At 69.1% G+C, this 23,513-nt stretch carries 24 protein-coding genes; 8 read left to right on the plus strand and 16 right to left on the minus strand.

Going from position 1 to position 23,513, the window contains the following annotated elements; translation table 11 throughout:
* Nucleotides 1-37: 37 nt before the first annotated feature.
* The gene (locus AC07M8_RS15005) at nt 38-499 is read right to left on the minus strand and encodes a cupin domain-containing protein (RefSeq protein WP_495175129.1); all 462 of its coding nucleotides are present in this window, start codon (nt 497-499) and stop codon (nt 38-40) included.
* A gap of 107 nt (nt 500-606) precedes the next feature.
* Between AC07M8_RS15005 and AC07M8_RS15010 the strand changes: the two genes are divergently transcribed.
* Nucleotides 607-948 (plus strand): hypothetical protein, encoded by a 342-nt coding sequence (locus tag AC07M8_RS15010; protein ID WP_495175130.1) that lies wholly within the window; start codon nt 607-609, stop codon nt 946-948.
* A 91-nt stretch (nt 949-1,039) separates the two neighbouring features.
* Here the strand turns inward: AC07M8_RS15010 and AC07M8_RS15015 are convergent, their stop codons facing one another.
* A complete protein-coding gene (locus AC07M8_RS15015) occupies nt 1,040-1,576 on the minus strand; it encodes a glycine zipper 2TM domain-containing protein (protein WP_495175131.1) in 537 nt (178 codons plus the stop codon).
* A gap of 217 nt (nt 1,577-1,793) precedes the next feature.
* Between AC07M8_RS15015 and AC07M8_RS15020 the strand changes: the two genes are divergently transcribed.
* On the plus strand, nt 1,794-2,198 hold the full coding sequence (locus AC07M8_RS15020; protein ID WP_495175132.1) for a response regulator: 405 nt from the start codon (nt 1,794-1,796) through the stop codon (nt 2,196-2,198).
* Between the two features lie 230 nt (nt 2,199-2,428).
* The gene (locus tag AC07M8_RS15025) at nt 2,429-2,665 is read left to right on the plus strand and encodes a hypothetical protein (protein WP_495175133.1); all 237 of its coding nucleotides are present in this window, start codon (nt 2,429-2,431) and stop codon (nt 2,663-2,665) included.
* Nucleotides 2,666-2,677: 12 nt separating this feature from the next.
* Here the strand turns inward: AC07M8_RS15025 and AC07M8_RS15030 are convergent, their stop codons facing one another.
* Nucleotides 2,678-3,520, minus strand: a complete 843-nt coding sequence (locus tag AC07M8_RS15030) for an oxidoreductase (protein ID WP_495175134.1) — start codon at nt 3,518-3,520, stop codon at nt 2,678-2,680.
* A gap of 51 nt (nt 3,521-3,571) precedes the next feature.
* Between AC07M8_RS15030 and AC07M8_RS15035 the strand changes: the two genes are divergently transcribed.
* Complete coding sequence (locus AC07M8_RS15035; RefSeq protein WP_495175135.1) at nt 3,572-4,192, plus strand: TetR/AcrR family transcriptional regulator; 621 nt, start codon at nt 3,572-3,574, stop codon at nt 4,190-4,192.
* 8 nt (nt 4,193-4,200) lie between these two features.
* Here the strand turns inward: AC07M8_RS15035 and AC07M8_RS15040 are convergent, their stop codons facing one another.
* Nucleotides 4,201-6,492, minus strand: coding sequence for an ATP-dependent helicase (locus AC07M8_RS15040; protein ID WP_495175136.1), 2,292 nt, complete (start codon nt 6,490-6,492; stop codon nt 4,201-4,203).
* 363 nt (nt 6,493-6,855) lie between these two features.
* Here AC07M8_RS15040 and AC07M8_RS15045 point away from each other — a divergent pair, with 363 nt between their 5' ends.
* Nucleotides 6,856-8,139, plus strand: coding sequence for an MFS transporter (locus tag AC07M8_RS15045; RefSeq protein ID WP_495175137.1), 1,284 nt, complete (start codon nt 6,856-6,858; stop codon nt 8,137-8,139).
* Here the strand turns inward: AC07M8_RS15045 and rsmD are convergent.
* Together rsmD and AC07M8_RS15055 are read right to left on the minus strand one after the other, a co-directional pair.
* Nucleotides 8,136-8,672, minus strand: a complete 537-nt coding sequence (gene rsmD / locus AC07M8_RS15050) for a 16S rRNA (guanine(966)-N(2))-methyltransferase RsmD (protein ID WP_267396840.1) — start codon at nt 8,670-8,672, stop codon at nt 8,136-8,138. The genes AC07M8_RS15045 and rsmD overlap by 4 nt on opposite strands.
* Nucleotides 8,672-10,219, minus strand: a complete 1,548-nt coding sequence (locus AC07M8_RS15055) for a pseudouridine synthase (RefSeq protein WP_495175138.1) — start codon at nt 10,217-10,219, stop codon at nt 8,672-8,674. Before AC07M8_RS15055 ends, rsmD begins: the two co-directional genes overlap by 1 nt.
* A 123-nt stretch (nt 10,220-10,342) precedes the next feature.
* Between AC07M8_RS15055 and AC07M8_RS15060 the strand changes: the two genes are divergently transcribed.
* The 3 genes from AC07M8_RS15060 (at nt 10,343) to AC07M8_RS15070 (ending at nt 13,008) form a co-directional block, all read left to right on the plus strand.
* On the plus strand, nt 10,343-10,774 hold the full coding sequence (locus tag AC07M8_RS15060; protein WP_495175139.1) for a response regulator: 432 nt from the start codon (nt 10,343-10,345) through the stop codon (nt 10,772-10,774).
* Between the two features lie 57 nt (nt 10,775-10,831).
* Nucleotides 10,832-11,566: a metallophosphoesterase family protein gene (locus AC07M8_RS15065; RefSeq protein ID WP_495175140.1), complete on the plus strand. Its 735-nt coding sequence runs from the start codon at nt 10,832-10,834 to the stop codon at nt 11,564-11,566.
* A 107-nt stretch (nt 11,567-11,673) separates the two neighbouring features.
* Nucleotides 11,674-13,008, plus strand: a complete 1,335-nt coding sequence (locus tag AC07M8_RS15070) for an AmpG family muropeptide MFS transporter (RefSeq protein WP_495175141.1) — start codon at nt 11,674-11,676, stop codon at nt 13,006-13,008.
* Here the strand turns inward: AC07M8_RS15070 and AC07M8_RS15075 are convergent.
* The 10 genes from AC07M8_RS15075 to AC07M8_RS15120 all read right to left on the minus strand — a co-directional run bounded on the left by AC07M8_RS15075 (nt 13,005) and on the right by AC07M8_RS15120 (nt 23,348).
* Nucleotides 13,005-13,433, minus strand: a complete 429-nt coding sequence (locus AC07M8_RS15075) for a DUF6628 family protein (RefSeq protein WP_495175142.1) — start codon at nt 13,431-13,433, stop codon at nt 13,005-13,007. The genes AC07M8_RS15070 and AC07M8_RS15075 overlap by 4 nt on opposite strands.
* Before the next feature lie 67 nt (nt 13,434-13,500).
* On the minus strand, nt 13,501-14,817 hold the full coding sequence (locus tag AC07M8_RS15080; protein WP_495175143.1) for a bifunctional folylpolyglutamate synthase/dihydrofolate synthase: 1,317 nt from the start codon (nt 14,815-14,817) through the stop codon (nt 13,501-13,503).
* A gap of 13 nt (nt 14,818-14,830) precedes the next feature.
* The gene (gene accD / locus AC07M8_RS15085) at nt 14,831-15,688 is read right to left on the minus strand and encodes an acetyl-CoA carboxylase, carboxyltransferase subunit beta (protein ID WP_495175144.1); all 858 of its coding nucleotides are present in this window, start codon (nt 15,686-15,688) and stop codon (nt 14,831-14,833) included.
* Nucleotides 15,685-16,512: a tryptophan synthase subunit alpha gene (gene trpA, locus AC07M8_RS15090; protein WP_495175145.1), complete on the minus strand. Its 828-nt coding sequence runs from the start codon at nt 16,510-16,512 to the stop codon at nt 15,685-15,687. Before trpA ends, accD begins: the two co-directional genes overlap by 4 nt.
* The gene (gene trpB, locus AC07M8_RS15095; protein ID WP_495175146.1) at nt 16,509-17,753 is read right to left on the minus strand and encodes a tryptophan synthase subunit beta; all 1,245 of its coding nucleotides are present in this window, start codon (nt 17,751-17,753) and stop codon (nt 16,509-16,511) included. The genes trpA and trpB overlap by 4 nt, the downstream gene beginning before the upstream one ends.
* 258 nt (nt 17,754-18,011) lie before the next feature.
* Nucleotides 18,012-18,650, minus strand: coding sequence for a phosphoribosylanthranilate isomerase (locus AC07M8_RS15100; protein ID WP_495175147.1), 639 nt, complete (start codon nt 18,648-18,650; stop codon nt 18,012-18,014).
* 269 nt (nt 18,651-18,919) lie between these two features.
* Complete coding sequence (gene pyrF, locus AC07M8_RS15105) at nt 18,920-19,591, minus strand: orotidine-5'-phosphate decarboxylase (protein WP_495175148.1); 672 nt, start codon at nt 19,589-19,591, stop codon at nt 18,920-18,922.
* A complete protein-coding gene (locus AC07M8_RS15110) occupies nt 19,588-20,112 on the minus strand; it encodes a lipopolysaccharide assembly protein LapA domain-containing protein (protein ID WP_495175149.1) in 525 nt (174 codons plus the stop codon). The genes pyrF and AC07M8_RS15110 overlap by 4 nt, the downstream gene beginning before the upstream one ends.
* A gap of 193 nt (nt 20,113-20,305) precedes the next feature.
* Nucleotides 20,306-22,630: a patatin-like protein gene (locus AC07M8_RS15115; RefSeq protein ID WP_495175150.1), complete on the minus strand. Its 2,325-nt coding sequence runs from the start codon at nt 22,628-22,630 to the stop codon at nt 20,306-20,308.
* A 7-nt stretch (nt 22,631-22,637) separates the two neighbouring features.
* A complete protein-coding gene (locus AC07M8_RS15120; protein WP_495175151.1) occupies nt 22,638-23,348 on the minus strand; it encodes an endonuclease/exonuclease/phosphatase family protein in 711 nt (236 codons plus the stop codon).
* Nucleotides 23,349-23,513: the final 165 nt, after the last annotated feature.

Here is a 23,513-nt window from a genome sequence, read left to right on the forward strand (position 1 = left end):
CAATCAACGAGAGGAGTTCATGATGGGCAAGGGTATTCTATTGTGGCTGATCGGCATCCCGCTGCCGATCATCATCCTGCTGCTGATCTTCTGGCACTGAGGGCGACCAACCGGGCGGCGCGAGCTCGAAGCCGGCGAAGTCGAAGCCGGGCGAGACGACGCAGCTGACCAGCACCCAATCCGCCCGCGCCTCGGCGGCTTGCCAGGCGTGGGCGGGGACCAGCGCCTGGGGCTGCTCGCCCGCAAGCACATTGCCGCCGAGCACCAGCTCGCTGTCGTCGATCTTGAGAGCGAGCGGCGCGCCGGCGTGCCACATCCACAATTCGGCGGCATCCACCCGGTGCCAGTGCGATCGGCCCCCCGCCGGCAGCAGGAACAGGATCGCAGTGGCCAGCGCCCGGCCGCCATCCGCGGCAGGCTGGCGGAACGTCTCGCGGTAGAAACCGCCTTCGGGATGCGGTATCAGGCCCAGATGGGCGATCAGCGCGGCTTCATCCATGATGGCATCCATTCCGGAGGGTGGGTTGTCCCGATTTTGCGCAGTGAACGCTGCGTTGCCGAAACCAGTCTTGCTGCATTGCAGCAGAAGCGGCTAGACCCATGACGATGAAGCAGCCCAGTGACGCCGACCAGCAGGCGCCTACCGGCCCGGTGCCGACCATGTTCGAAGCGATCGTCCGCCAGATAACGGTGACGGCGACGTACAACCGCGGCGTGGTGACCCTTGCCCCCCACATTATCTACACCCGCCACGGCGAGATCTATATCGACGCGACCACGGTGGAGCGCGACGGCAAGCCACCGCGCGAGGAGAAGCTCGGGACGTTCAAGCTCGATGGCCTCGGCGATCCGCGGCTCGGCGCCAAGCCGTTCACGCCGAGCGCGTTGTTCGAGCCAGAGGCCGAGAAATATGCCGGCGTCACGCTGATGGCGATCGAGCGCGGCTGACCGTCACCCGAGCCCCGACGCTCGCGGCAACAAGCACCTGCAAAGCATGAACGGAGCGGCTGCCGGATAACCCCGGCAGCCGCTCCGTTCATCAGCGGCAGCGCACCTGGCTGTTGTTCTGGTCGATCGACTTGCCGGCGAGCGCGCCGACCGCGCCGCCGAGCAGCGTGCCGACCACGCGCGAATGGCCGCCGTCGATGACGTTGCCGAGGATGCCGCCTGCGGCGCCGCCAACGATCAGCCCGGTGGTGCCGTCGTTGCGCTTGCAGTAATAGCGGCCGTCGTTGCCGGCATAGACACGGTCATCGGCGCTGAGCGTACGCTCCTGATAGTTGGGGCCGGAACGGTAGAAGCGTGCGGGATCATAGCCGTTCTCGTCGCGCTCGTCGCCATCGTCATAGCGCTCAGGCGCCTCGCGATAGCCGCCGGGGCCGGGGTTGTAGCCGCCACGGTTGCCGCGCGCGGCGAGGTAGCGATCGGTCTCGTCGCGGTAGATCTGATATTCGCGGTCGAAGCGCTGCTGCGCCTGGCGGAAACGGGCCTCGTCGGCGCCGCTCTGCGCGGCGGCGGGCATGGCGGTGACGAGGGTGGCGGCGGCCAGGCCGGCGGTGAGCAGGCGGTTGAGCATGGTTCACGTCCTTTACCGCCCGATGAGTCGGGCTGGGCGAGGATACGCAGGACCTTGCTTGGCGGTTCCTGAACGGATCAGCGGCCGATCGTCGCTCCGTGGTGCGTGTAATCAGCGTTCGGCATCGATCCGGAACCTATTGCTGTGCGATGGATTATCATGAGTTAATAACGTGGTTCAATTGAATGCCCGCGCATCGGCGTGACAGGAGAGTACCATGGGCCAGTCCATCTACCCGGGAACGTCACTCGAGCGTCCCAAGACATCGGCACCTGCCGTGCTGGTGGTGGAAGACCAGCCGCTGCTGCTGATGGCCGCGATCGAGCTGGTCACCACCGAAGGGTTCACCGCGATCGAGGCGCGCAATGCCGACGAAGCGGTGGCGCTGCTCGAGGAGCGCGAAGACATCCGAGTGGTGTTCAGTGATATCGACATGCCGGGATCGATGGACGGAGTGAAGCTGGCCGCCTGCGTTCGCGACCGCTGGCCACCGATCCGGATCATCCTCACCTCAGGTCGCACCAAGCCGGTGGGCGGCGAGCTGCCGCCGGGAAGCCTTTTCTTCGCCAAGCCCTATACGCGCATTGCCGTTGCCAGCGCGATCAGGCGGATGGCAGCCTGATCAACCCGGCCGGCTCGCCGGCGGCGGAGTGGCCCTCAGCGCGCGTCTGTGCTAATGGGTGGCATCACCCGATCGTAACGTAGGCATCCTCGTGATGGCGGCCCGCCGGGGCCCTCGCTTACAAGCCAAGGTATCCGTCATGGACATCAGCTATCTCCAGGCCCACGAGCGGATCTCGCTGACCAAGGCGCGCTGCGCCGCGAACGCGCGCAGCGGCCGGGGTCTCGCGCATGCATGAGGGCGATCGGCCCGAGCAGCACCGAGCCTTGTCCACCGTCGAACGCGCCTATGCGCTGGCGCGCAACGGACCGTGCACCTCGCTTGATGATATCCGCCGCCAGCTCGAGCGCGAGCGCTATCCGTCGGTCAACGCCCATCTCAGTGGCCCGAGCATCCGCCGCGACCTGCGCCAGATCTGCCGCAATCGCCTGGTGGCGGCAAGCGGCGCGGCCTCGGCGGCGGAATAGCGCCGGGCCGGGTCAGGCCACGAAGCCGGTCGAGCGGGAGAGGGCGTCCCATGCGCCTATCTCGGCTTTCATCGCGGCCAGCTTCTGATCCACCAGGCCGAGCGCGTCCTCGCCCAGGAACAACCGCACCGGCGGACTGTCGGTCTCGACCAAGGCGAGCAGCGCCTGTGCGGCCCGAGCGGGGTCGCCCGGCTGGTTGCCGCTCTTGGCCTGACGCCCGGCGCGGATCGGGTCCATGACCTCATCATAATCGGCGATGCTGCGCGGCGTGCGATCCATCGATCGTCCCGCCCAATCGGTGCGGAACTGGCCGGGAGCGAGCGCGGTTACCCGGATGCCAAGGCCTGCCACTTCCTTGCCGAGCGCCTCGGAGATGCCTTCCAGGGCGAACTTGCTGCCGCAGTAGAAGCTGATCCCCGGCATGGTGATGAAACCGCCCATCGATGTGACGTTGACGATATGACCGCGCCGCCGGGCGCGCATGCCGGGCAGCACCGCCTTGATCATCGCCACTGGCCCGAACACGTTGGCGGCGAACTGGCGCTGGAGGTCGTCCATCGATGATTCCTCCAGCACGCCTTCATGGCCATAGCCCGCATTGTTCACCAGCACGTCGATCGGCCCGGCCTGGCGCTCGGCAGCGGCGATGGCGGCCGGGATCGCAGCGTAGTCGGTGACGTCGAGCACCAACGGGATCGCTTGGGCCGGCGCGAGCGCGGCAAAAGCATCGGCATCGCTCGTGCGGCGCACGGTGCCGATCACGCGATGCCCCGCAGCGAGCGCGCCCTCGGCAAAGGCGCGGCCGAGCCCGGAACTGACCCCGGTGATGACGAAGGTTTTGGCGGCAACGACCATGATCAATTCCTCAGTAGCAATGCGGTATATCATGATATAGAAAGAGCGATGATGATCGACAAGACGTCCCCACCCACCAGCGTGCGCGGCGAACCGCTGCGCCAGCGCGTGATCGACGCCGCCGAGCGGCTGCTGCGCCTCGATCGAGCCGACTTTTCGATGCGCGATCTCGCGGCCGAGGCGGGGGTCAGCTTCGCCACCCCGTTCAACCAGTTCGGCAGCAAGAATGCGATCATGCACGCGCTGTCGAGCCGGCGGATCGACAGCATGGAAGCGCGCTACCGCGCCGCGCGGCCAGCGGGAGAGGCGCCGCAGCGCGTGCTGCTGGCGGTCGATACGGCAGCGGCGGTGATGCTGGAGGAGCCGGTGGTCAACCGCGCGGTGATGGGCTTCATCGGCACCCGTGGCGGTGCCCCGGGTACGGTGTGGGCGCGATCGACTGCCCTATGGGCGCTGGCGCTGGGCGCGGGCGACGGGCTGATCCCGGCGCAAAGGGACGACGCGCTGCGTCGCCTACCCGGCCAGCTGGCGTTCGGCTTTCGCGGCGTGCTGTCGTTCTGGACGGCGGGCGAACTGCCGGACGCGGCGCTTGCCGGCAGTGCCCGTGACATGGCGCTGGCGTTGCTGCTTGGGGTGCTCGAGCAGCCGCCGCCGGCCGATCAACTGGCCTGAGCGCGGGCTCACCCCAGCGTCACGAAGCTGTCCATCACCCGCTTGCGGCCCGCCGCCTCGAAATCGATCTCGAGCTTGTTGCCCTCGATCTCGGCGATCGCGCCATAGCCGAACTTCTGGTGGAACACGCGCTGCCCAACCGACAGGTCGCTGCGCCCCTTGTTGCCGATGCTGACCGAGGGCGTGCGGGTCTCGACGATCCGCTTGGGGGCGGTGGTGAAACCCGAGCCAGAGTCAGCGGCGCGCTGCCAGCCGGGGCCGCGACCGCTGCCGCGGGCGACATTGGCGAAGGGATCGGCGCGCTCGCTCCAATTGGCCTGCCACAGGCTGGCGCCGCCGGACATGGTGGTCTCGCTGTCGATATGCTCGGGCGGCAGCTCGCCGACGAAGCGGCTGGGAATGCTCGAGGTCCACTGGCCATAGATGCGGCGGTTGGCCGCGTGGATGATCACCGCGCGGCGGCGCGCGCGCGTGATCGCGACATAGGCTAGCCGGCGCTCCTCCTCCAGGCTGCGCAGCCCACCCTCGTCGAGGCTGCGCTGCGACGGGAACACGCCTTCCTCCCAGCCGACCAGGAACACGGTGTCGAACTCGAGGCCCTTGGCGGCGTGGATGGTCATGATCGTGACCTGCGGGTCCTGCTTGCCGCCCTCATTGTCCATCACCAGACTGACATGCTCGAGAAAGGCACCGAGGCTCTCATATTCCTCCATCGCGCGGACGAGCTCGTTGAGATTCTCGAGCCGGCCGGCGGCCTCGACCGATTTCTCGGCCTGGTACATGGCGGTGTAGCCGCTCTCGTCGAGCAACTGGCGGGCGAGCTCGGCATGCGGCAGGTCGCGCGCCATGTCCCGCCAGCGGGCGATGTCGCCGATGAAATTGCCGAGCGTGCGGCGCGCCTGGGGGGTGAGTTCGTCGGTGTCGAGGATGCGCGCGGCGGCGGTGGTCAGCGGCACGCGGGTGGCGCGGGCGAGCTGGTGAATCTTGGCGATCGCCTTGTCGCCGAGGCCGCGCTTGGGGACATTGACGATGCGCTCAAAGGCGAGATCGTCGGCGGGCTGGTTGACGATGCGCAGATAGGCGAGCGCATCGCGGATCTCGGCGCGCTCGTAGAAGCGAAAGCCGCCGACGATCTTGTAGGGCATGCCGATCGCGATGAAGCGATCCTCGAACTCGCGGGTCTGGTGCTGGGCGCGGACCAGGATGGCAATGTCATCGAGGCTTTTGCCGTTCCTTCGGCAAGCCTCGATCTCGTCGCCGACGCGGCGGGCCTCCTCGGGCCCGTCCCACACGCCGATCACCTGGACCTTCTCGCCGGCGTCGAGCTCGGTCCACAACTGCTTGCCGAGCCGACCGCTGTTGTTGGCGATGACGCCGCCCGCGGCGCCGAGGATGTGCGGGGTGGAGCGGTAATTCTGCTCGAGCCGGATCACCTTGGCGCCGGGAAAATCCTTTTCGAACTTGAGGATATTCTCCACCTGCGCGCCGCGCCAGGAATAGATCGACTGATCATCGTCGCCGACGCAGGCGATGTTGCGCCGCGCCTGGGCTAGCAGCCGCAGCCAGAGATACTGGACGCTGTTGGTGTCCTGATACTCGTCGACCATGATATATTTGAAGCGGCGCTGATAATCCTCGAGCACGTCGCGGTGGGTCTTGAGGATGGTCAGCATGTGCAGCAGCAGATCGCCGAAATCGCAGGCGTTGAGCGCCTTCAGCCGCGCCTGATATTGAGCATAGAGCTCGCCGCCGCGACCGTTGGCGTAGCGCTCGCTTTCGCCGGCATCGATGTCGGCGGGGACCAGCCCCTTGTTCTTCCACTCGTCGATCAGCCCCGCGAGGCTGCGCGCGGGAAAGCGCTTTTCGTCGAGATCGGCGGCGACGATCATCTGCTTGAGCAGGCGCAGCTGGTCGTCGGTGTCGAGGATGGTGAAGTTGCTCTGCAGCCCGACCAGCTCGGCATGGCGGCGCAGCATCTTGGCGCCGATCGCGTGGAAGGTGCCGAGCCAGGGCATCCCCTCGACCAGGTCGCCGACCAGCCGGCCGACCCGCTCGCGCATCTCGCGCGCGGCCTTGTTGGTGAAGGTCACCGACAGGATTTGCGAGGGATAGGCGCGCTGGGTGTAGAGCAGGTGGGCGAGCCGGGCGGTAAGCGCCGCGGTCTTGCCGGTGCCGGCGCCGGCGAGCATCAGCACCGGGCCTTCGGTGGTCAGCACCGCCTCGCGTTGGGGATCGTTCAGGCCCTTGAGATAGGGCGGATCCTGCACGGCGGCAGACGGGCGGGGGGCGAGGTCGTTCACCGGTGAACAGGTAGGGAACGCCGAGGCCGGAGGCAACCGCCAAGCTGTCGGGTCAAGTCGTTGAGCAACCCCTGACAAAATCCGGGGCGGCTCGGTGAGGAACCGCCCCGTAGTTCAGGGAGGCCGGGCGACAGGGGAGGCGCCCGACAGCCGCGCTCAAAGGGGGAGAGGAGCAGCGGCTGCCGGCGCTATGGCGGAGCATTGTTGCCGCAAAATGTCAGCAGGTGGGAATATCGGATTCGGCGCGCGAGGCCGTTCTGCTTTCCTCCGCGACGCCGGGTGGCGGCGGCGCATCGTGCAAGCCGGGGCGGCATCGACGTTCCTTTAGTTGCGCGATGCGGCTGCTAAACAATACAGGGCGCCATGCATCCTCCCGCCGCCCGCCGTATCCTGCTCGCCAGCCTGGTTGGCACCGCCGTCGAATTCTACGACTTCTACATCTATGCCACCGCCGCGAGCCTGGTGTTCGGCGAGCTGTTCTTCCCCAAGGGCGCGGCCGGCACCCAGCAGCTCGCCGCCTTTGCGACGCTCGCCGTCGCCTTTTTCGCACGACCGATCGGCAGCGTCGTGTTCGGCCATTTCGGCGATCGCATCGGCCGCAAGTCGACGCTGGTCGCGAGCCTGCTGACGATGGGATTGTCGACGACGCTGGTCGCGGTGCTGCCGACCTATGCGAGCGCCGGCTGGGTCGCGCCGATCGCCTTGTGCCTGCTGCGCTTCGGCCAGGGCTTCGGCCTCGGCGGCGAATGGGGCGGGGCGGCGCTGCTCGCGGTGGAGAACGCCCCGCCGGGCTGGCGCGCACGCTACGGGATGGCGCCGCAGCTCGGCGCGCCGGTCGGCTTCATCGCCGCCAATGGCCTGTTCCTGCTGCTCGGTTTGTGGCTGACGCCCGACCAGTTCCGCGACTGGGGCTGGCGCATTCCGTTCGCGATCAGCGCCTTGCTGGTGCTGCTCGGGCTGTGGATCCGGCTCAAGCTGGTCGAGACCGCCGAGTTCGCCGCCTCGCTTGCCGAGGCGCCACCGCCCGCGGTGCCGATCGCCGAGGTGCTGCGCCGCCATGCGGGCGTCACGATCGCCGGCACGATCGGCGCGGTCGCCTGCTTCGCCACCTACTATATCGCCACCGCCTTCGTGCTCGGCTACGGCACCAAGACGCTGGGCTATCCGATGCAGGCGCTGCTCGGCGTCCAGCTCGGCGCGATCCTGTTCATGGCGCTCGGCATCTATCTGTCCGCCTGGCTCGCCGATCGCTGGTTCGACGAGCGCCGCGTGCTCGCCGCCGGCTGCGTCGGCGTGGCGCTGACCGGCTTCGTGATGGCGCCGCTAATGGGCAGCGGCTCGCTCGGCGAGCTGTTCGCGTTCCTCGCGGTGCTATTGTTCATGATGGGCTTCGTCTACGGCCCGCTCGGCGCGTGGCTGCCGGGGCTTTTCCCGGCGCGGGTGCGCTATTCGGGGGCGTCGATCGCGTTCAACGTCGCCGGAGTGATCGGCGGCGGCCTTACTCCGCTGATCGCGCAGGGGCTGGCGATGCAGGGTGGGCTGGCGCTGGTCGGCCTGTATCTCAGCGGTGCGGCGCTGCTCAGCCTGGTGGCGCTGGTGCTGGTGCGCGGCCGGTCGGCGCCGCCGGTGGCCGACCTGCTGGTCTAGGCCTGGCGGAGTAGTGTCAGCCGCGCCTTGCCGTGGACGCGGGTGGCGTCGATCGCAAAGCCGGCGACCTCGATCTCCTCGGCCTTGGCGGTCTCGATACTGACCCAGGTCGCAGGCCCGATCCAGCCGAGCCGGCCAAGCTTGTCGAGCGCCACCGCACCGGCACCGGTGCCATAGGGCGGGTCCATCATGATCAGGTCGAGCGGCGTCGCGGTCGGGCCGAGCGCCAGCACCGAGGTGGCGCGGACATCCGCGCGCGTCTCGAGCTTGGCGAGATTGGCCTTGAGCGCGTCGACCGCGGCGCGATCCTGCTCGACGAACAGGCACGAGCCCGCGCCGCGCGACAGCGCCTCGATGCCGAGCGCGCCCGAGCCGGCGAACAGATCGGCGACCGCCAGCCCCTCGAAGCTGCCGAGCCGGCTGGCGAGCATCGAGAACAGCGCCTCACGGGTGCGATCGGCGGTGGGTCGCGTGGCCTCGCCCTTGGGAGCGACCAGCGGCCGCCCGCGCCATTGCCCGGCGATCACCCGCATCAGCGCTTTGCCTTGGGTGGATGGCCGCGGCCGCCGGCCGGACCCTTGCCGGGGCCGGGGCGGGGATTAACGCCGTCACGCGGCGGGCGGCCGCGTCCGCCGGCGGGGCCCTTGGTGCGCGGCGACAGGGTCGCGCCGGTCCGTTCGGTGCGCGGGGCGCCAGTCCGCGCGCTGCGCGGGGCGTCCATCCGCTCGCCGCGCGGGGCGGGGGCACGTTCCGGCCGATCGTCGCCGGTACGAGGCGGGCGCGGCGTGGCGCTGCGATCGGGCCTGCCCTTGTTGGGTCGTGGCGCGGCCTTGGCCCAGCCGGTGCGATCGGGGGCAGCGGCGCGCGGCGGCCGTGCATCGACGTCGCTGCGCGCGGCGCGGGGATCGGTGGCGGTGCGGGACGGTCGCGTGGTTCCGGGACGCGCCGTCCGGTCGGCCTGCGGCCTGAAGCCTGGGCGTGGTGCATCACCACGCGGGGCGGGCGCGGCGCGATCGGGGGTGCGACGTTGGCCCTGCGGGGCCTCGCTGCGCATCGGGCGGTCGTCGCCGGTGCGGAACGATGGACGCTCGCTCCTCACCGCCGACGCCGGGCGACCCGCGGGGGCCCGCTCGTCGGCGGGATGGCGGGCAGCGCCACGCGAGCCGCGTGCCGACACCGGACGCGGCACGCGCTCGCCACGATAGGGAACGTCACCCTCCTGGCGCTGCGACGGCAGATGCGAGCGCGGGCGGCCGCTCGCGCCGGCGTTGCGCGCCGGGCCCTCGACCGAGACAGGGTCCATCTGCTCGCGCTGGCGGCGCGGCGACTCCAGCGTCTTGCGGAAGGCGACCAGATCGTGCTGCTTGATCTCGCCGACCTCACCCGGCGGCAGATCGGCAAGCACGAACGGGCCGTAGCGGGTGCGGATCAGCCGGCTGACCTGCAGCCCGAGATATTCGAGCACGCGCCGCACTTCGCGGTTCTTGCCCTCAGTCAGAGTCAGCTCGATCCAGACATTGGCGCCGGTGCGCCGCTCGATGTTGGCGTCGATCGACCCATAACGGATGCCCTCGATCTCGACGCCCTCGGCGAGATCCTCGAGCTGCGCCTGGGTGACGTTGCCATAGGCGCGGGCGCGATAGCTGCGCTCGACGCCGGTCGCGGGCAGCTCGAGCTGGCGCTTGAAGCCGCCATCGGTGGTCAGCATCAGCAGCCCCTCGGTGGCGAGATCGAGCCGGCCGACCGGCACCACGCGGGGCAGGTCGGCGGGCAGGCGATCGTAGATCGTCGGCCGGCCCTTGGGATCGCGCTCGGTGACGAGCAGCCCGGGCGGCTTGTGGTAGAGGAACAGGCGGGCATGTTCGGGCGCGCCGACCGGTTCGCCGTCGACAGTGATGCCGGCGAGCGACTTCAGCACGGTGGCGGGCGTATCGAGCACCACGCCGTCCTTGGCGATACGGCCGTCGGCGATCATCCGCTCGATGTCGCGGCGCGACGCCACGCCGGCGCGCGCCAGCAGCTTGGCAATACGGTCTCCGGCCCGATCGGGCGGAATTTGGTCGTCCTGGTGGCTCGGCATGGCGCGGCCATACAGGTGATTGGCGCTCAACGCGAAAATATTTGCGACTGATCAACAAAGCGCGCGTTATGTCGCGCGAGCGTAACGAACAGTACCGGAATTGCGCTCGGAGCAGGCTGGACGATGATTTTTGGTCGGAAGAAACGTCAGATCGAGCGCCTCCTCGTTGTCGAGGATGAGCCGCTGGTGGCGTTCGACACCGAATATTTCCTGTCGGATGCCGCTTATCACATCGTCGCCACCGTCGATCGGGTCGCCGACGCGCTCGAGGTGATCGGATCGGACACGGTGATCGACCTCGTGCTGGTCGACGTCAATCTTGCCGATGGCTCGGGGCTAGACGTCGCCCGCGCCGCGGTCGCGCGGTCGGTGCCGGTGCTGTTCGTCACCGGGCATTTCCCGGACGAAGCGAGCGCAATCGCGGTGGGGTGCCTCGCTAAGCCGTACAACCCGAAGGACCTGCTCGGCGCGATCGCGGCGATCGAGGCGAGCCTCGCGGGCAAGCCGCCCAAGCGGCTGCCGCCGGGGCTGCGGCTGTTCGAGCGGCAGGTCTAGCGGCTCCGTCGAGCCAGCGGGGGTAGGCGCCGAGCCGCCGGCGGCTATGCTGCGGTGATGAAAATCGCGGCCATCTCGGACATCCACGGCAATATCGCAGCGCTCGACGCCGTGCTTACTCACATCGCCAAGGACGGCGTCGACCTGATCGTCAACCTTGGCGACATCTGCTCGGGCGCGCTGTTTCCGGCCGCCACGGCGGCGCGACTGATGCCTCTGGGCCTGCCCACCATCCGCGGCAATCACGAGCGGCAGCTTGGCGAACTGCCGCCCGAACGGATGGGACTGTCGGATCGCCATGCCGCCGCAACGCTCGGCGCCGACCAGCGGGCCTGGCTGGCGAGCCTGCCGCCAAGCTTGCGCATCGATGGCGGCGTGCTGCTGGTCCACGGCACGCCCGCAAGCGACCTCGATTACTTCCTCGACACCGTCACCGCCGATGGCGCCTGGCCGGCGAGCGAGGCGGAGGTCGCGGCGCGCGCGGCCGGCGCGGATGCGGCGGTGATCCTGTGCGGGCACACCCATCTCCAGCGCACGATGACGCTTGGCGACGGCCGGCTGATCGTCAATCCGGGCAGCGTCGGCTTGCCCGCCTATGACGATGACCGGCCGTTTCCGCATCGGATGGAGAACGGGTCGCCGCACGCGCGCTATGCCGTGATCGACGACCGTGGCGGCCGCTGGTCGGCCGATTTTCGGAAAGTGGCCTATGATTGGGAGCAGGCGGCGTGCGACGCCGACGCCAACGGGCGCGCAGATTGGGCGCGGGCGTTGAGGACCGGCTATTGCTGAGGTGTGAGCGTGCGATCCGGGCCTGCCGTCGCTCGGGTGTCGATCCGTTCTAGCCGCGGCGCGATTTGGCGCTAGTGTCGCCGCTGCGAGTGACGAGTGGAGCGGCGATGAACGAGAGCGTGCGGCAGGCGAGCTGGTGGGATGGCCTGCGGCCTTATGTCGAGCGGGGTCCGCTCGCGGTGTTCTTCATGGGGATCTCCTCGGGGCTTGCCTTCACCATGATCGGCGCGACGCTGACCACCCGGCTGAAGCAGGATGGTCTCGACAAGTCGACCATCACGGCGTTCACCCTCGCGTTCCTGGTCTACAATCTTAAGCCGCTGTGGGCGTGGATGGTGGATGGCGTGCGGCTGCCGGTGCTCGGCCGGCTTGGCCAGCGCGTGTCGTGGCTGCTCCTGGCCGGCGTCCTGGTGATGGTGGCGATCGCCAATCTCGCGCTGGTCGATCCTGCGACCGAGCTGTCGCGGACGGTCACCGCCGCGATCCTGGTGGGCTTCGCCGGTGCTACCTACGACATCGTCATCGATGCCTATCGGATCGAGACGCTCGAGCCGTATCAGATGGGTGTCGGCTCGGGCATGACCCAATATGGCTGGAAGATCGGCTCGGTGCTCGCCGGCGGCCTGGCACTGGTGATCGCCGCGCGGACGAACTGGCATGTCGCCTATCTGGCCTGCATCGCCTTCGCATTGCCGGCGATGATCGTCGCGTTGATACGCGGCGAGCCGGTGCGCCGCCTGGTGGTGATCGAGCGGCGCGGGATCGGCGACCTGACGTCGTCGATCGTCGGGCCGTTCACCGAATTCTTCCGCCGCCACGGCGCATTCGTGATCTTGGCCTTCATCCTCATCCATAAGATCGGTGATACGCTCGGCCAGCAGGCGCTGCGGCTGCTGCTCGACGACCTCGGCTTCAGCAACGACGAGATCGCGCTGTACGACGTCGGCGTCGGCTTCTGGGCGTTCTGGGTGGGCCTGTTCATCGGCGGCGCGCTCTATGCGCGGCTCGGTCTCAAGCGTTCGGTGCTGATCAGCCTGGTGCTGATGATGGTCTCCAACGCGAGCTTCGCGCTGCTCGCCGGCTCGGGGCACAGCAACCTCGGGCTCGGTGCGGCGATGGCGTTTGAAAACGCCTCGAGCGGGATCGGCGGGGTGACGGTGGTCGCCTATTTCTCGGCGCTGACCGATCTCCGCTTCACCGCCGCGCAATATGCGCTGATCTCGGCGGCGGCGAGCGTGGTCGGGCGGGTGCTCACCGCTACCACTACCGGCCAGCTGGTCGATCGCTTCGGCTATGTCGCCTTCTACTGGGGGACGACGGTAGCCGCGCTGCCGGGGGTGCTGCTGTTCTGGTGGATGTGCCGCTCGGGACTGGTCGATCGCTCGATCGGCAGCGCCGGCACCGTCGGCGAGGGCGACGCGCGCGAAAGCGAGGCCGTCTAGCCCGTGATCGGGCGGCCGTCGTCGGCGAAGGCGGCGGCGAGCACGGCGGCGCTGGCGAGCACGCCCTCGACCTGGCGGACGCCGAGCAGATCGGCCATCAGCAACCGCGCGGCGCCCGGCGCGGTCTCGACGCGGGCGAGAATGGTCAGCAATGCCGCCTCGGCCGAGGTGGTGCGCGCGCAGCAGCAGGGCGCGATCGCGATGGTGCCGCTCGCCGCGCTAGCGAGGTCGGCCATGAAGCTGCGCATCAGTACCAACGGGCGCTTGAAGCCCTGGCCAAAGGCGGTGAACAGCGCGTGGCTGGCGCGGGCATCGGCGAGGCCGTTGGCGCCCATCCGCCGCATCGCGAACAGCGCGATCCGCGCATTGGGACAGTCGGGCAACGCGTGGGGCAGGTGGGTGGCAGTGGTGGCGACGTCGGTCATGGGGCGCGACTCCTGTTGAGCCGGCAAGGTCGCGCTTCAGCTATTGATAGTCAATCGCAATAATTCATCAGGTCGGCTGTTCGTCGTTGGCGACGAGCGCTTCGCCGGCGAGGTAGAGCGAGCCGGCGATCAGCACGAGTTGATCGCTCCCGCCCGCCGCGGCGAGATCGAGCGCCTGGTCGAGGCTCTCGGCGGTCGTTGCCTCGGCGCCGAGATCGCGGGCAAGGTCGGCCAGCGACGTCGGCGAGTGATGATCGTGACCGGGCACCGGCACCGCGATCACCCGCGCGAGGCCCGGTGCGAGCGCGCGCAGCACGCCGGCGGCATCCTTGTTGGCGAGCATGCCGGACACCAGCGTCACCGGGCGACCGCGCGCGAGGCTGCGCAGCGCGCGGGCGACCGGCTGCGCGGCGGACGGGTTGTGGGCGCCGTCGAGCCACAGCTCGCAGCCCGCCGGTAGCCGCGCGTGGAGTGGACCATCGCCCAGTCGCTGCATCCGCGCCGGCCAGTGCGCCCAATCGGCGGCGGCGCGCATCGCCGCTTCGGGCACGGCGAGCGCGCCCTGGTGGCGGAGCATGGCGATCGCGAGCGCGAGGTTGCGCCCCTGATGCGGGCCGACCAGCCGCGGGCGGCGGGTCACCACCGAGAAGCCATCATCTTGGTAACGTAGTGTGGTGCGCAGCGCCTCGCTCCGCCACGCCGCGTTGCGCGCAATCACCGGTGCGCCCGCGGCATCGGCGACCGCGGCGATCCGCTCGCGGCAGGCACGCGGATAGTCCATCGTCACCAGCGGCACGCCGCGCTTGGCGATCCCCGCCTTTTCGCCGGCGATCGCGACCAGCGTGTCGCCGAGGAACGCCTCGTGATCGAGCCCGAGCGCGGCGATGCCGGTCACCGCGGGCGCGGCGATGACGTTGGTGGCGTCGAGCCGGCCGCCGAGCCCGACCTCGACGATCGTCGCCGCCGCCGGGGTACGCGCGAAGGCGAGGAAGGCGGCCGCGGTGGTGATCTCGAAGAAGCTCGCGCCGAGATCCTCCGCCTGGCCGAGGACCTCGGCGAGCAGCGCTGCCAGCGCCTCGTCGTCGATCAGTTGCCCGGCAAGGCGGATTCGCTCGTTGAAACGGACCAGATGCGGGCTCGAATAGACGTGGACGCTGTGCCCCGTGGCCTCGATCGCGGCGCGAAGGAAGGCGCAGGTCGAGCCCTTGCCGTTGGTGCCGGCGACGTGGAACACCGGCGGCAGCGAGCGATGCGGGTCGCCGAGCCGGGCGAGCAGGGTGGTGATCCGCTCGAGCCCGAGGATGTCGGCGCCCGGCGAGAGCAGGGTCAGTCGATCGAGCTGCGCCTGCACCGCCGGGCTGGACGAGGTCGCGAAATCGGGCATCGCCGCGGCGGGCTCAGGCCGCCGCGCGCGTGCCGCACAGGTAGCTGATCACCGTCGCCAGCCGCTCGCGCAGTTCCTTGCGGTGGACCACCATGTCGAGCATGCCATGCTCGAGCAGATATTCCGAGCGCTGGAAGCCCTCGGGCAGCTTCTCGCGGATGGTCTGCTCGATCACCCGCTGGCCGGCAAAGCCGATCAGCGCGCCCGGCTCGGCGATCTGGACGTCGCCGAGCATCGCGTAGCTGGCGGTGACGCCGCCGGTGGTGGGATCGGTCAGCACCACCACATACGGCAGGCCGGCATCGTGGAGCATCTGGATCGCCACGGTGGAGCGCGGCATCTGCATCAGGCTGAGGATGCCTTCCTGCATGCGCGCGCCGCCGGCCGCGGTGAAGATCACATACGGGCAGCGGTCGGCAATCGCCGCCTCGACACCGCGGATGAAGGCTTCGCCTACCGCGAGGCCCATCGACCCGCCCATGAAGCCGAAATCCTGCACGCCCATCACCACGCGACGGCCAAGGATCGTGCCGCGCGCGTTGATCAGCGCGTCCTGTTCCTGCGATGAGGTCCGCGCCGCCTTCAGCCGATCGCTGTAGCGCTTCGAATCGCGGAACTTGAGCGGGTCCTCGGGTACCTTGGGCACCGGGATCTCGGCGCAGCTGCCCTCGTCGAGGATCTGCTTGAACCGCTCCTTGGGGCCGATCCGCTCATGGTGATCGCACTTCGGGCAGACGTAGAGGTTCTCCTCCAACTCGCGGGTGAAGACCATCTGGCCGCAGCCCTTGCACTTGTGCCAGAGATTCTCGTCCGAGCTCTCCTTCTTGGCGACGAAGGAAAGGGCGTTGCGGACGCTGTTGAGCCAGCTCATGCGATGATGTCCATGGAGGGTACCTTCCGGGCCGACGCCAGCGCGCCGGCAAGACTTGCGATATAGGCGCTGACCGCGGCGGGTGCATCGGCGCCGTGCTGCGCGACGAGCTCGACGATCGCCGAGCCGACCACCACGCCATCGGCCACCGCGCCGATCGCGGCTGCCTGATCAGGCGTGCGCACGCCGAAACCAACCACGACCGGCAGCGCGGTCGATGCCTTGAGCCGGGTCACCGCTTCTTCGATCGAGGCCTGCGCGGCCTGTTGCAGCCCGGTAATTCCGGCGACCGAGACATAATAGAGGAAGCCGCTGGCGCCATCGAGCACCTGCGGCAGCCGCGCCGCATCGGTGGTCGGCGTGGCGAGGCGGATCGGGTCGATCCCGGCGCCACGCAGCGCCGGTCCGAGCGCATCGTCTTCCTCGGGCGGCACGTCGACGCAGATCACGCCGTCTACCTGGGCTTCCGCCGCGGCGCGCGCGAACCAGTCGGGGCCGCGGCGCAGCATCGGGTTGGCATAGCCCATCAGCACCAGCGGCGTGGCGGGATGACGCGCGCGGAACGCCGCCGCGATGCCGAGAATGTCGGCCGTGGTGGTGCCGGCGAGCAGGCTGCGGATGTTGGCGGCCTGGATCGCGGGCCCGTCCGCCATCGGATCGGTGAACGGCATGCCGAGCTCGATCACATCGGTGCCGCCCGCGACCAGCGCATCGAGGATCGCCCCGGTCGCGACAGGCGCGGGATCGCCGGCGGTGACGAAGGTGACGAGCGCGGCGCGGCCGTCCGCGGCGGCGCGGGCGAAGGCAGTGGCGAGGCGGGTCATATCGCCACCCCAAGCGCGTCGGCGACGGTGAAGATGTCCTTGTCACCGCGACCGCAAAGGTTGGCGAGGATGATCTGATCCTGCCGCATTTCACGGGCCTGCTTTGCCACCGCGGCGATCGCGTGGCTGGGTTCGAGCGCGGGGATGATGCCCTCGGTGCGGCACAGCAACTGGAAGGCGTCGAGCGCCTCGCTGTCGGTGACAGCGGTATAATCGACCCGGCCGATGTCCTTCAGCCAGGCATGCTCGGGGCCGATGCCGGGATAATCGAGCCCGGCCGAAATCGAATGCGCCTCGGTGATCTGGCCGTCGGCGTCCTGGAGCAGATAGGTCTTGTTGCCGTGGAGCACGCCCGGGAAGCCGCCGGCAAGGCTCGCCGCATGCTTCTTGTCGAGCCCTTCGCCCGCCGCCTCGACGCCGAGCATCTTGACCTCGGCGTCGTCGAGGAACGGGTGGAACAGGCCGATCGCGTTGGAGCCCCCGCCGATCGCCGCGACCAGCAGATCGGGCAGGCGATCGATCCGCGACAGCATCTGCGCGCGCGCTTCCTTGCCGATCACCGACTGGAAATCGCGCACCAGCTCCGGATAGGGGTGCGGGCCGGCGGCGGTGCCGATGATGTAGAAGGTATCGTGGACGTTCGCGACCCAGTCGCGCATGCCCTCGTTCATCGCATCCTTGAGCGAATGCGATCCGCTAGTCACCGGACGGACCTCGGCGCCGAGCAGCTTCATCCGGAACACATTGGGCGCCTGCCGCTCGATGTCCTTGGCGCCCATATAGATCACGCACGGCAGGCCGAAGCGTGCGCACACCGTCGCGGTGGCGACGCCATGCTGGCCGGCGCCGGTCTCGGCGATGATCCGGGTCTTGCCCATCCGCATCGCCAGCAGGATCTGGCCAATGCAATTGTTGATCTTGTGGGCGCCGGTATGATTGAGCTCGTCGCGCTTGAACCACACTTGCGCGCCGCGTTTTTCACCATCTGGGCCGTCGGGCGCCGACGCACGCAGCGCCTCGGTCAGCCGTTCGGCGTAATAGAGCGGGCTCGGCCGGCCGACATAATGTTCGAGCAAATCGTCGAACTGCGCCTGGAAAGCGGGGTCGGCCTTGGCGGCCTTATACTCGCGCTCGAGCTCGAGGATCAGCGGCATCAGTGTTTCGGCGACATAGCGGCCGCCGTAGTCGCCGAAATGGCCACGCTCGTCGGGCTGGGCACGGAAGGTGTTGGGGGCGTTCATCCCAGCGCTTTAGCACCTGCGCACGGGAGGCCAAGTGTTGGTTGGGGTTGGCGGCGGGCGGCGTGGATGATGCCGGGCGATAAGTGTTGCATGCTGATCGGCTGGTTGGTCGGTCCGCCGAACCCTCATCCCCTCCCATTCGTCACCACAGCCAAAGCGCGGGTCTCGCGCCGCGGGCCTCGCGCCATCAAGGAAGATCCCAGCTTGCGCCGGCGTGACGGATCCTGATCGATAGCGGGCGGGCCACTAGCAGCCGTGTCAGCCCGAGGCAGCAGCTTTCAGGAACACCCGGATCTTGTCGACGTCCTTGACGCCGGGGCTGGACTCGACGCCGGAGGACACATCGACCAGCGCTGCGCCGGTGCGGCGGATTGCCTCGGCGACGTTGGCGGGATCGAGCCCCCCGGAGAGCGCCCAGGGCATCGGGTGGCGGAAGCCGTCGAGCAGCGCCCAGTCGAAGCGCAGCCCCATGCCGCCCGGCAGGGCGGCGCCTTCTGGCGTCTTGGCGTCATAAAGCAAGCGGTCGGCGGCGCCGGCATAGCTCGCCGCGGCCTCGAGATCGGCGCGGGTGCGGATCGCCACCGCGACCCAGGTCTCGCGGCCGAACCGCGCGCGTACCGCCGCGGTGCGCGCCGGCGTCACCTTGTGGAGCTGGACGGCATCGAGCTGCCCCGCCGCCATCGTCTGTTCGAGCAGCGCGTCATCGGGATCGACGAACACGCCGACCCGCGCAACATGGCCGGGCACCCGCGCCGCGAGTTCGCCGGCGCGCGCGACGCTGAGATGGCGTGGGCTCGGCGGGAAGAACACGAAACCGACATGGCTCGCACCCGCGCCGATCGCGGCATCGAGCGTGGCGGGAGTCGAAAGGCCGCAGATCTTGGCAAGGCTTGGCATGACCGGCTCTGTCGGCCCGGCGGCGCGGCAACACAATGGCTTTCCGGTGGCAGCCCACCGATACCGGGACTGCTGCCTCGCGGCGATGGTTATCGACGCCGCAAGGTTGGACCTTATCCGCGCTTCTTCTTCGTCATGCCGGGCTTGGCCGCGCATCCATGATTCATCAGCCGAAGCATTCCCGGGGAGCGGCGTGGACCCTGTGCAAGTCTCGGGAGATGGGAGAACTGAACAGGGCTGCGACCGAGAACCGCCGGTAGATGCCAAGCTTACAGGGTCGCGCCGATCGCCCGGGCGGCCGTGTCGGGGTCGTCGGCCTGGGTGATCGGGCGGCCGATCACCAGGATCGAGGCACCCGCATCGAGCGCTGCACGCGGGGTGACCACCCGCTTCTGATCGCCGATCACGCCATCGGCCGGCCGTACCCCCGGAACCACGAAGAAGCCCTTGGGCCACAGCGCCCTGGCGGCCGCGACCTCGGCGCCCGAACAGACGATGCCGTCGACGCCGGCTTCGCGCGCCAGCTCGGCGAGCCGCACGACCTGGTCATAGGCGTTGCCGCCGACCCCGGTCGCAGCGAGGTCGTTCGCGTCGAGGCTGGTGAGCATCGTCACCGCCACCACCTTGGTGCCGCTCGGCGCCGCCGCCTTGGCATCCTCCAGCATCGCCCGCCCGCCCGCGGCATGGACGGTGAGGATCGCCGGCGCGAGCGGCGCCAGCGCCTGCACCGCCTTGGCGACGGTGTTGGGAATATCGTGGAGCTTGAGGTCGAGGAAGATCGGCAAACCCAGCGTCGCCATCTCATGGACGCCGTGCTGGCCGTGCGCGCAGAAGAATTCGAGCCCGAGCTTGATCCCGCCGACATGGTGGCGGGTGCGGGTAGCGATCGCCTTGGCGCGATCGAGGTCTGGCGTATCGATCGCGACGTAGATCGGGCTCATACCAGCCGGCCCTGCGCCAGCGGCTCGTCCGGCGCGGTGGCGGCAGACGGCGTTGCCGACGGCGCGGCTTCCGGTTCTGCGGGCACCGCTGGCACGGGCGTAACATCGACGGGCAGCGTCTCGGCGGGCACGACGGCGACTGGCACCACGCTGACGGGCACCACGCTGACGGGCACGGTCTCGGCGGGGACCTCACCGGCCGGGGCGATCGGCAACGGCGTCGCGATTGGCAGCGTCGGCTCGACCAGCGCCGGCGACGGGGTGACCGCGGCAATGCGGAGGTCGGCCAGGGTGCGCTCGCACGTGGCCAGCCGCTGCCGCAGCCGCCAGCGGCGCGCTCCCATGTACAGATAGGTCGGCAGGAAACCGATCAGGAAGGTGACGAGCAGCAGCAGCGGCAGGTTCACCGCCGCGATCAGCCCGCTCCACAGATGGATCTCGATGCTGTTCCAATTGCTGTAGGTGAACAGCGCCGCCACGAAGGCGAGCAGGCACCAGAACAGGATTTTCAGGAACTGCAATGAACGTCTCCTAGCGGCGGCCAAGGCTAGAGCCCCCGTCACCCCAGCGCAAGCAGGGTGGATGGGGCGGCGCTGGCGGCGGGAGTGGCGCCCGCCGGTCGGGAGGGCGCGGCCGCTGCTAATCTTCCATTAGCCCAGCTGACGCCGGGATCCTGTACGGCGCCCTTGCTGTGCGCCTCACCAGCATTTCCGCTTACCCGATCTCCTCCCGCAGTGACGCAAACAGCGCGCCGATCGCGGTCAACCGCGGTTCCTCCTCATCGAGAATGGCGACGAACGCCTGGCGCTTGAGCGCGGCGACCTGGCCGGGCTTCATCCGCACGCTGGCGGGAAGCGTCGAAACGCAGATGTCGATCATCCGCTCGGCGCCGTGCAGTCGCCCCCACAGATAGTCGTTTTCGCGATAGGCGCGGCTGAAGAAGGCGCCGAAGTTGTTGAACTGGATTCCCTTGAGCGTCGCCTCGGCACCGCCACCACGGATCGAGGTCGCATCGTCGGGCGAGATGCGGTCGACCTTGATCGGGTCGAACTCGTCGAGCCCCTCGCCCTGCAGCAGCGGCAGGGTGGCGGTGTCGAAATAGGGGAAGCCGAGATAGCTCAGCAGCAGCGTCCGCCGTGCCGGCTTGTCGAGCGCGGCGAAGCCCTCGGCCAGCCGGCGGTCGGTGTCGGCATCGAGGGTGGTGAGGTCGAGGCTGGCGGCCAGCGTGTCGAGCAGCGGCGCGGCATCGTCGCGCAGATCGCGGACGACCTCGCGCAAGGCGGGATGTTGGTCGGCGCGCAGCGCGTTGAGATAGGTCGCGAGCGAGCCGTAGATCGCCTCGCGCATCGGCTCGGCGGTACGCTCGTCGGCCTCGATCTGGGCCAGCCGGCGCGCCATCAGCCGCAGCCGGCGGATGCGGAAGCCGATGTCGAAGGTGCGCAGGAAGGCGATCGTCGCCGTGCTTTCCTTGCCCGAGAAGGATGGCCCGATATCGCCGAAGCCGTGCGAGGCGATCGCCGCGTCGATCGCGGTGCGCAGCCGCTGCCAACGCTGCTGCCCGGACTCGCCACCGGCTTCGTAGAGCAAGGCGGTGATCGTTTCGATCACGCCGGTCAGCTTGAGGTGGCCGTAGGCGGCATAGGCAAAGCCAGCGGCGGCGGCAGCGTCCTGCGCGCGCCGGCGCCAGGCGATTAGCCGCGCTGCGGTCGGCCGACCCAGAAACAGCGTATGGCCGAACAGCGCCTCGATTGCCGCCTCCACCTCGGGGCGCAGCGCGGTGACGATCCCGCGCATCCGGTCGATGCGGGCCGAGCGCTCGGCGATCGCGTCGAGATTGTCGCGGATCGGCTGACTGCGCGGCAGGTCGCTCAGCGCGCCGATGATGGTCTGGAAGAAGCCGGGGTCGGCCTCGCCCTTGCCGAGCCTGAGCTTGAGGCCGGGGGAGGGGTCGATATAGACGAAGCGGCGATCGATCTCGCGGCGCGCCGGGCGCTGCTTGAGCGCGTCGATCGCCGGCCGGAACGGCGCGTTGGCGAGCACCGAGCCGTCGATCAGCACGGTCTTGTCGGCCTGGTTGGCGGCGAACTGGCGCGGCAGCACCCGCTGGAGGAACGCGGCGCGGCCGGCCCAGTCGAGCCGGCGGGCCGCGAGCACCGTGTCGAGTTCCTTGACGGTGAACGGCGGGAAGGCGCCGGGAAAGCTCGAGGTCGCGCGCGCGGCAAAGGCGAGATCGGGGATCGCCGCGAGCGGATGGCCGGCGATGCCATGGTCGGTGAAGCCGATCACCAGCCGATGCTCGGTCTCCAGCACCTCGGGCGGCGAGTTCAGCGTCAGGCGCTCGGGGTGGCCGGTGAAATCGGTGACGGTGACAAACAGGTCGAGCGGCTGCCCGTCGGGGAGCAGCCGCGGCCCCGCCTTGCTCGCCGCCATCGCGTCGAACGCATCGAGCAGCAGCCCGGTAAAGGTCTCGCCGCCGAACGGAGGCTCGAACCAGCGCGAGCGAACGAAGTGCGAGAGCTTGCCGCGCACCTCGTCCCGCGTCGCCTCCTCCAGCTCCTCAACCCCCTCCGCGCTCCGTCCCGCCGCCATCCAGGCGATCGGCAGCGCCCACATCTTGGCGAAGCGCGACGACGGGGCCGCCTCGCTCGCGACCAGCGCCTCGACGTCCGCCGAATCGAGCCACAGGTCGGTAAGCGGATCGAGGCTCTGTCCGGTCGCGATCGCCTGCCCCAAGAAGATGCCGTTGATCCCGCCGGCCGATGCACCCGCAATGATGTCGGCGAGCACCCGCAGCCGGATCCCCGCGCTCGTCTCGATCGCGTCGAGCAGCGCGGCATAGGGATTGTCCACGGAACGGGGCGCGTGACTGTCCGGCGCGTCCGGCTCCCCGGGATCGTCGTCGTGCCGGGCGCGGCTCGCGCCGACCAGCCGCCAAATCTCCTTGGTGATGCCGTGCATGTAGACGGCGAGGCTCACGCCGCCGTAGCAGACCAGCGCCAGCCGCAATTCCTTGTCGCGCACGCTCACGCGCGCCGCCATGTCACGGTCATGGCAGCGCCAGCGTTGCCCAGATCGGCAGGTGATCGGAATTCTTCCGCGCGGCGGCGCTCGCGTGGACGCCGCACTCGGTTACCGTCACGTCGCGCGAGACCATGATCCGGTCGAGCCGGCCGACCGGGCGGCGGGCGTGGAAGCTGGGCCCGGTGGCAGCAACCGTGAAGTCGCGCGCGAAATCGCGCAGGCAGCCTGCCGCCGCGGTCCATTCGTTGAGGTCGCCCATCAGCACCGTCGGGTGGCGCTGGCTGCAGCTGTCGACATGGCTCATCACCGCCGCTGCCTGCCGGCGACGCCACAGGCCCGAGAGATCGAGGTGCATGCCGACCACGCGGATCACCCCGGCATGGCTGCGGATGTCCGCGAGAACCGCGCCGCGCGGCTCTAGCGAGGGCAGGTGGATCGGCTCGCGGTCGATCACTTGGCTTGCCTTGCGAACAAGGATGACGTTGCCGTGCCACCCCATCGACAGCGCCCGCATGCCGAATTCCACCGCCTTATAGTCGCTATGCTCGTCAAGCAGATGGGTAGGGATCACTCCCTCGCGCGTGCCGAACCGGCGATCGGCTTCCTGCAGCGCGATCACATCGGCGTCGATTTCGCGAAGCACCTCGATCACGCGCTCGGGACTGCGGCGGCGATCGAGACCGATGCCCTTGTGGATGTTGTAGCTGGCAACCTTGAGCAGGGATCGTGAAGTCATTGCGATGTCGTAACGCCGTCACGAGGGCACGGTTGCATCGCGGTACCGGGCGAGCGCCGGTAAGCATCAGAAATCAGCGCCTCCCTACAAAACTGAAAAAAGCTCTTGCGTGGTGGGAACGATCGACCTAGATGGGTGTCACCGCAGCGGTGGCCGACATGGTCG

It is taken from the genome of Sphingomonas sp. GW821-FHT09E03 (assembly GCF_059416225.1).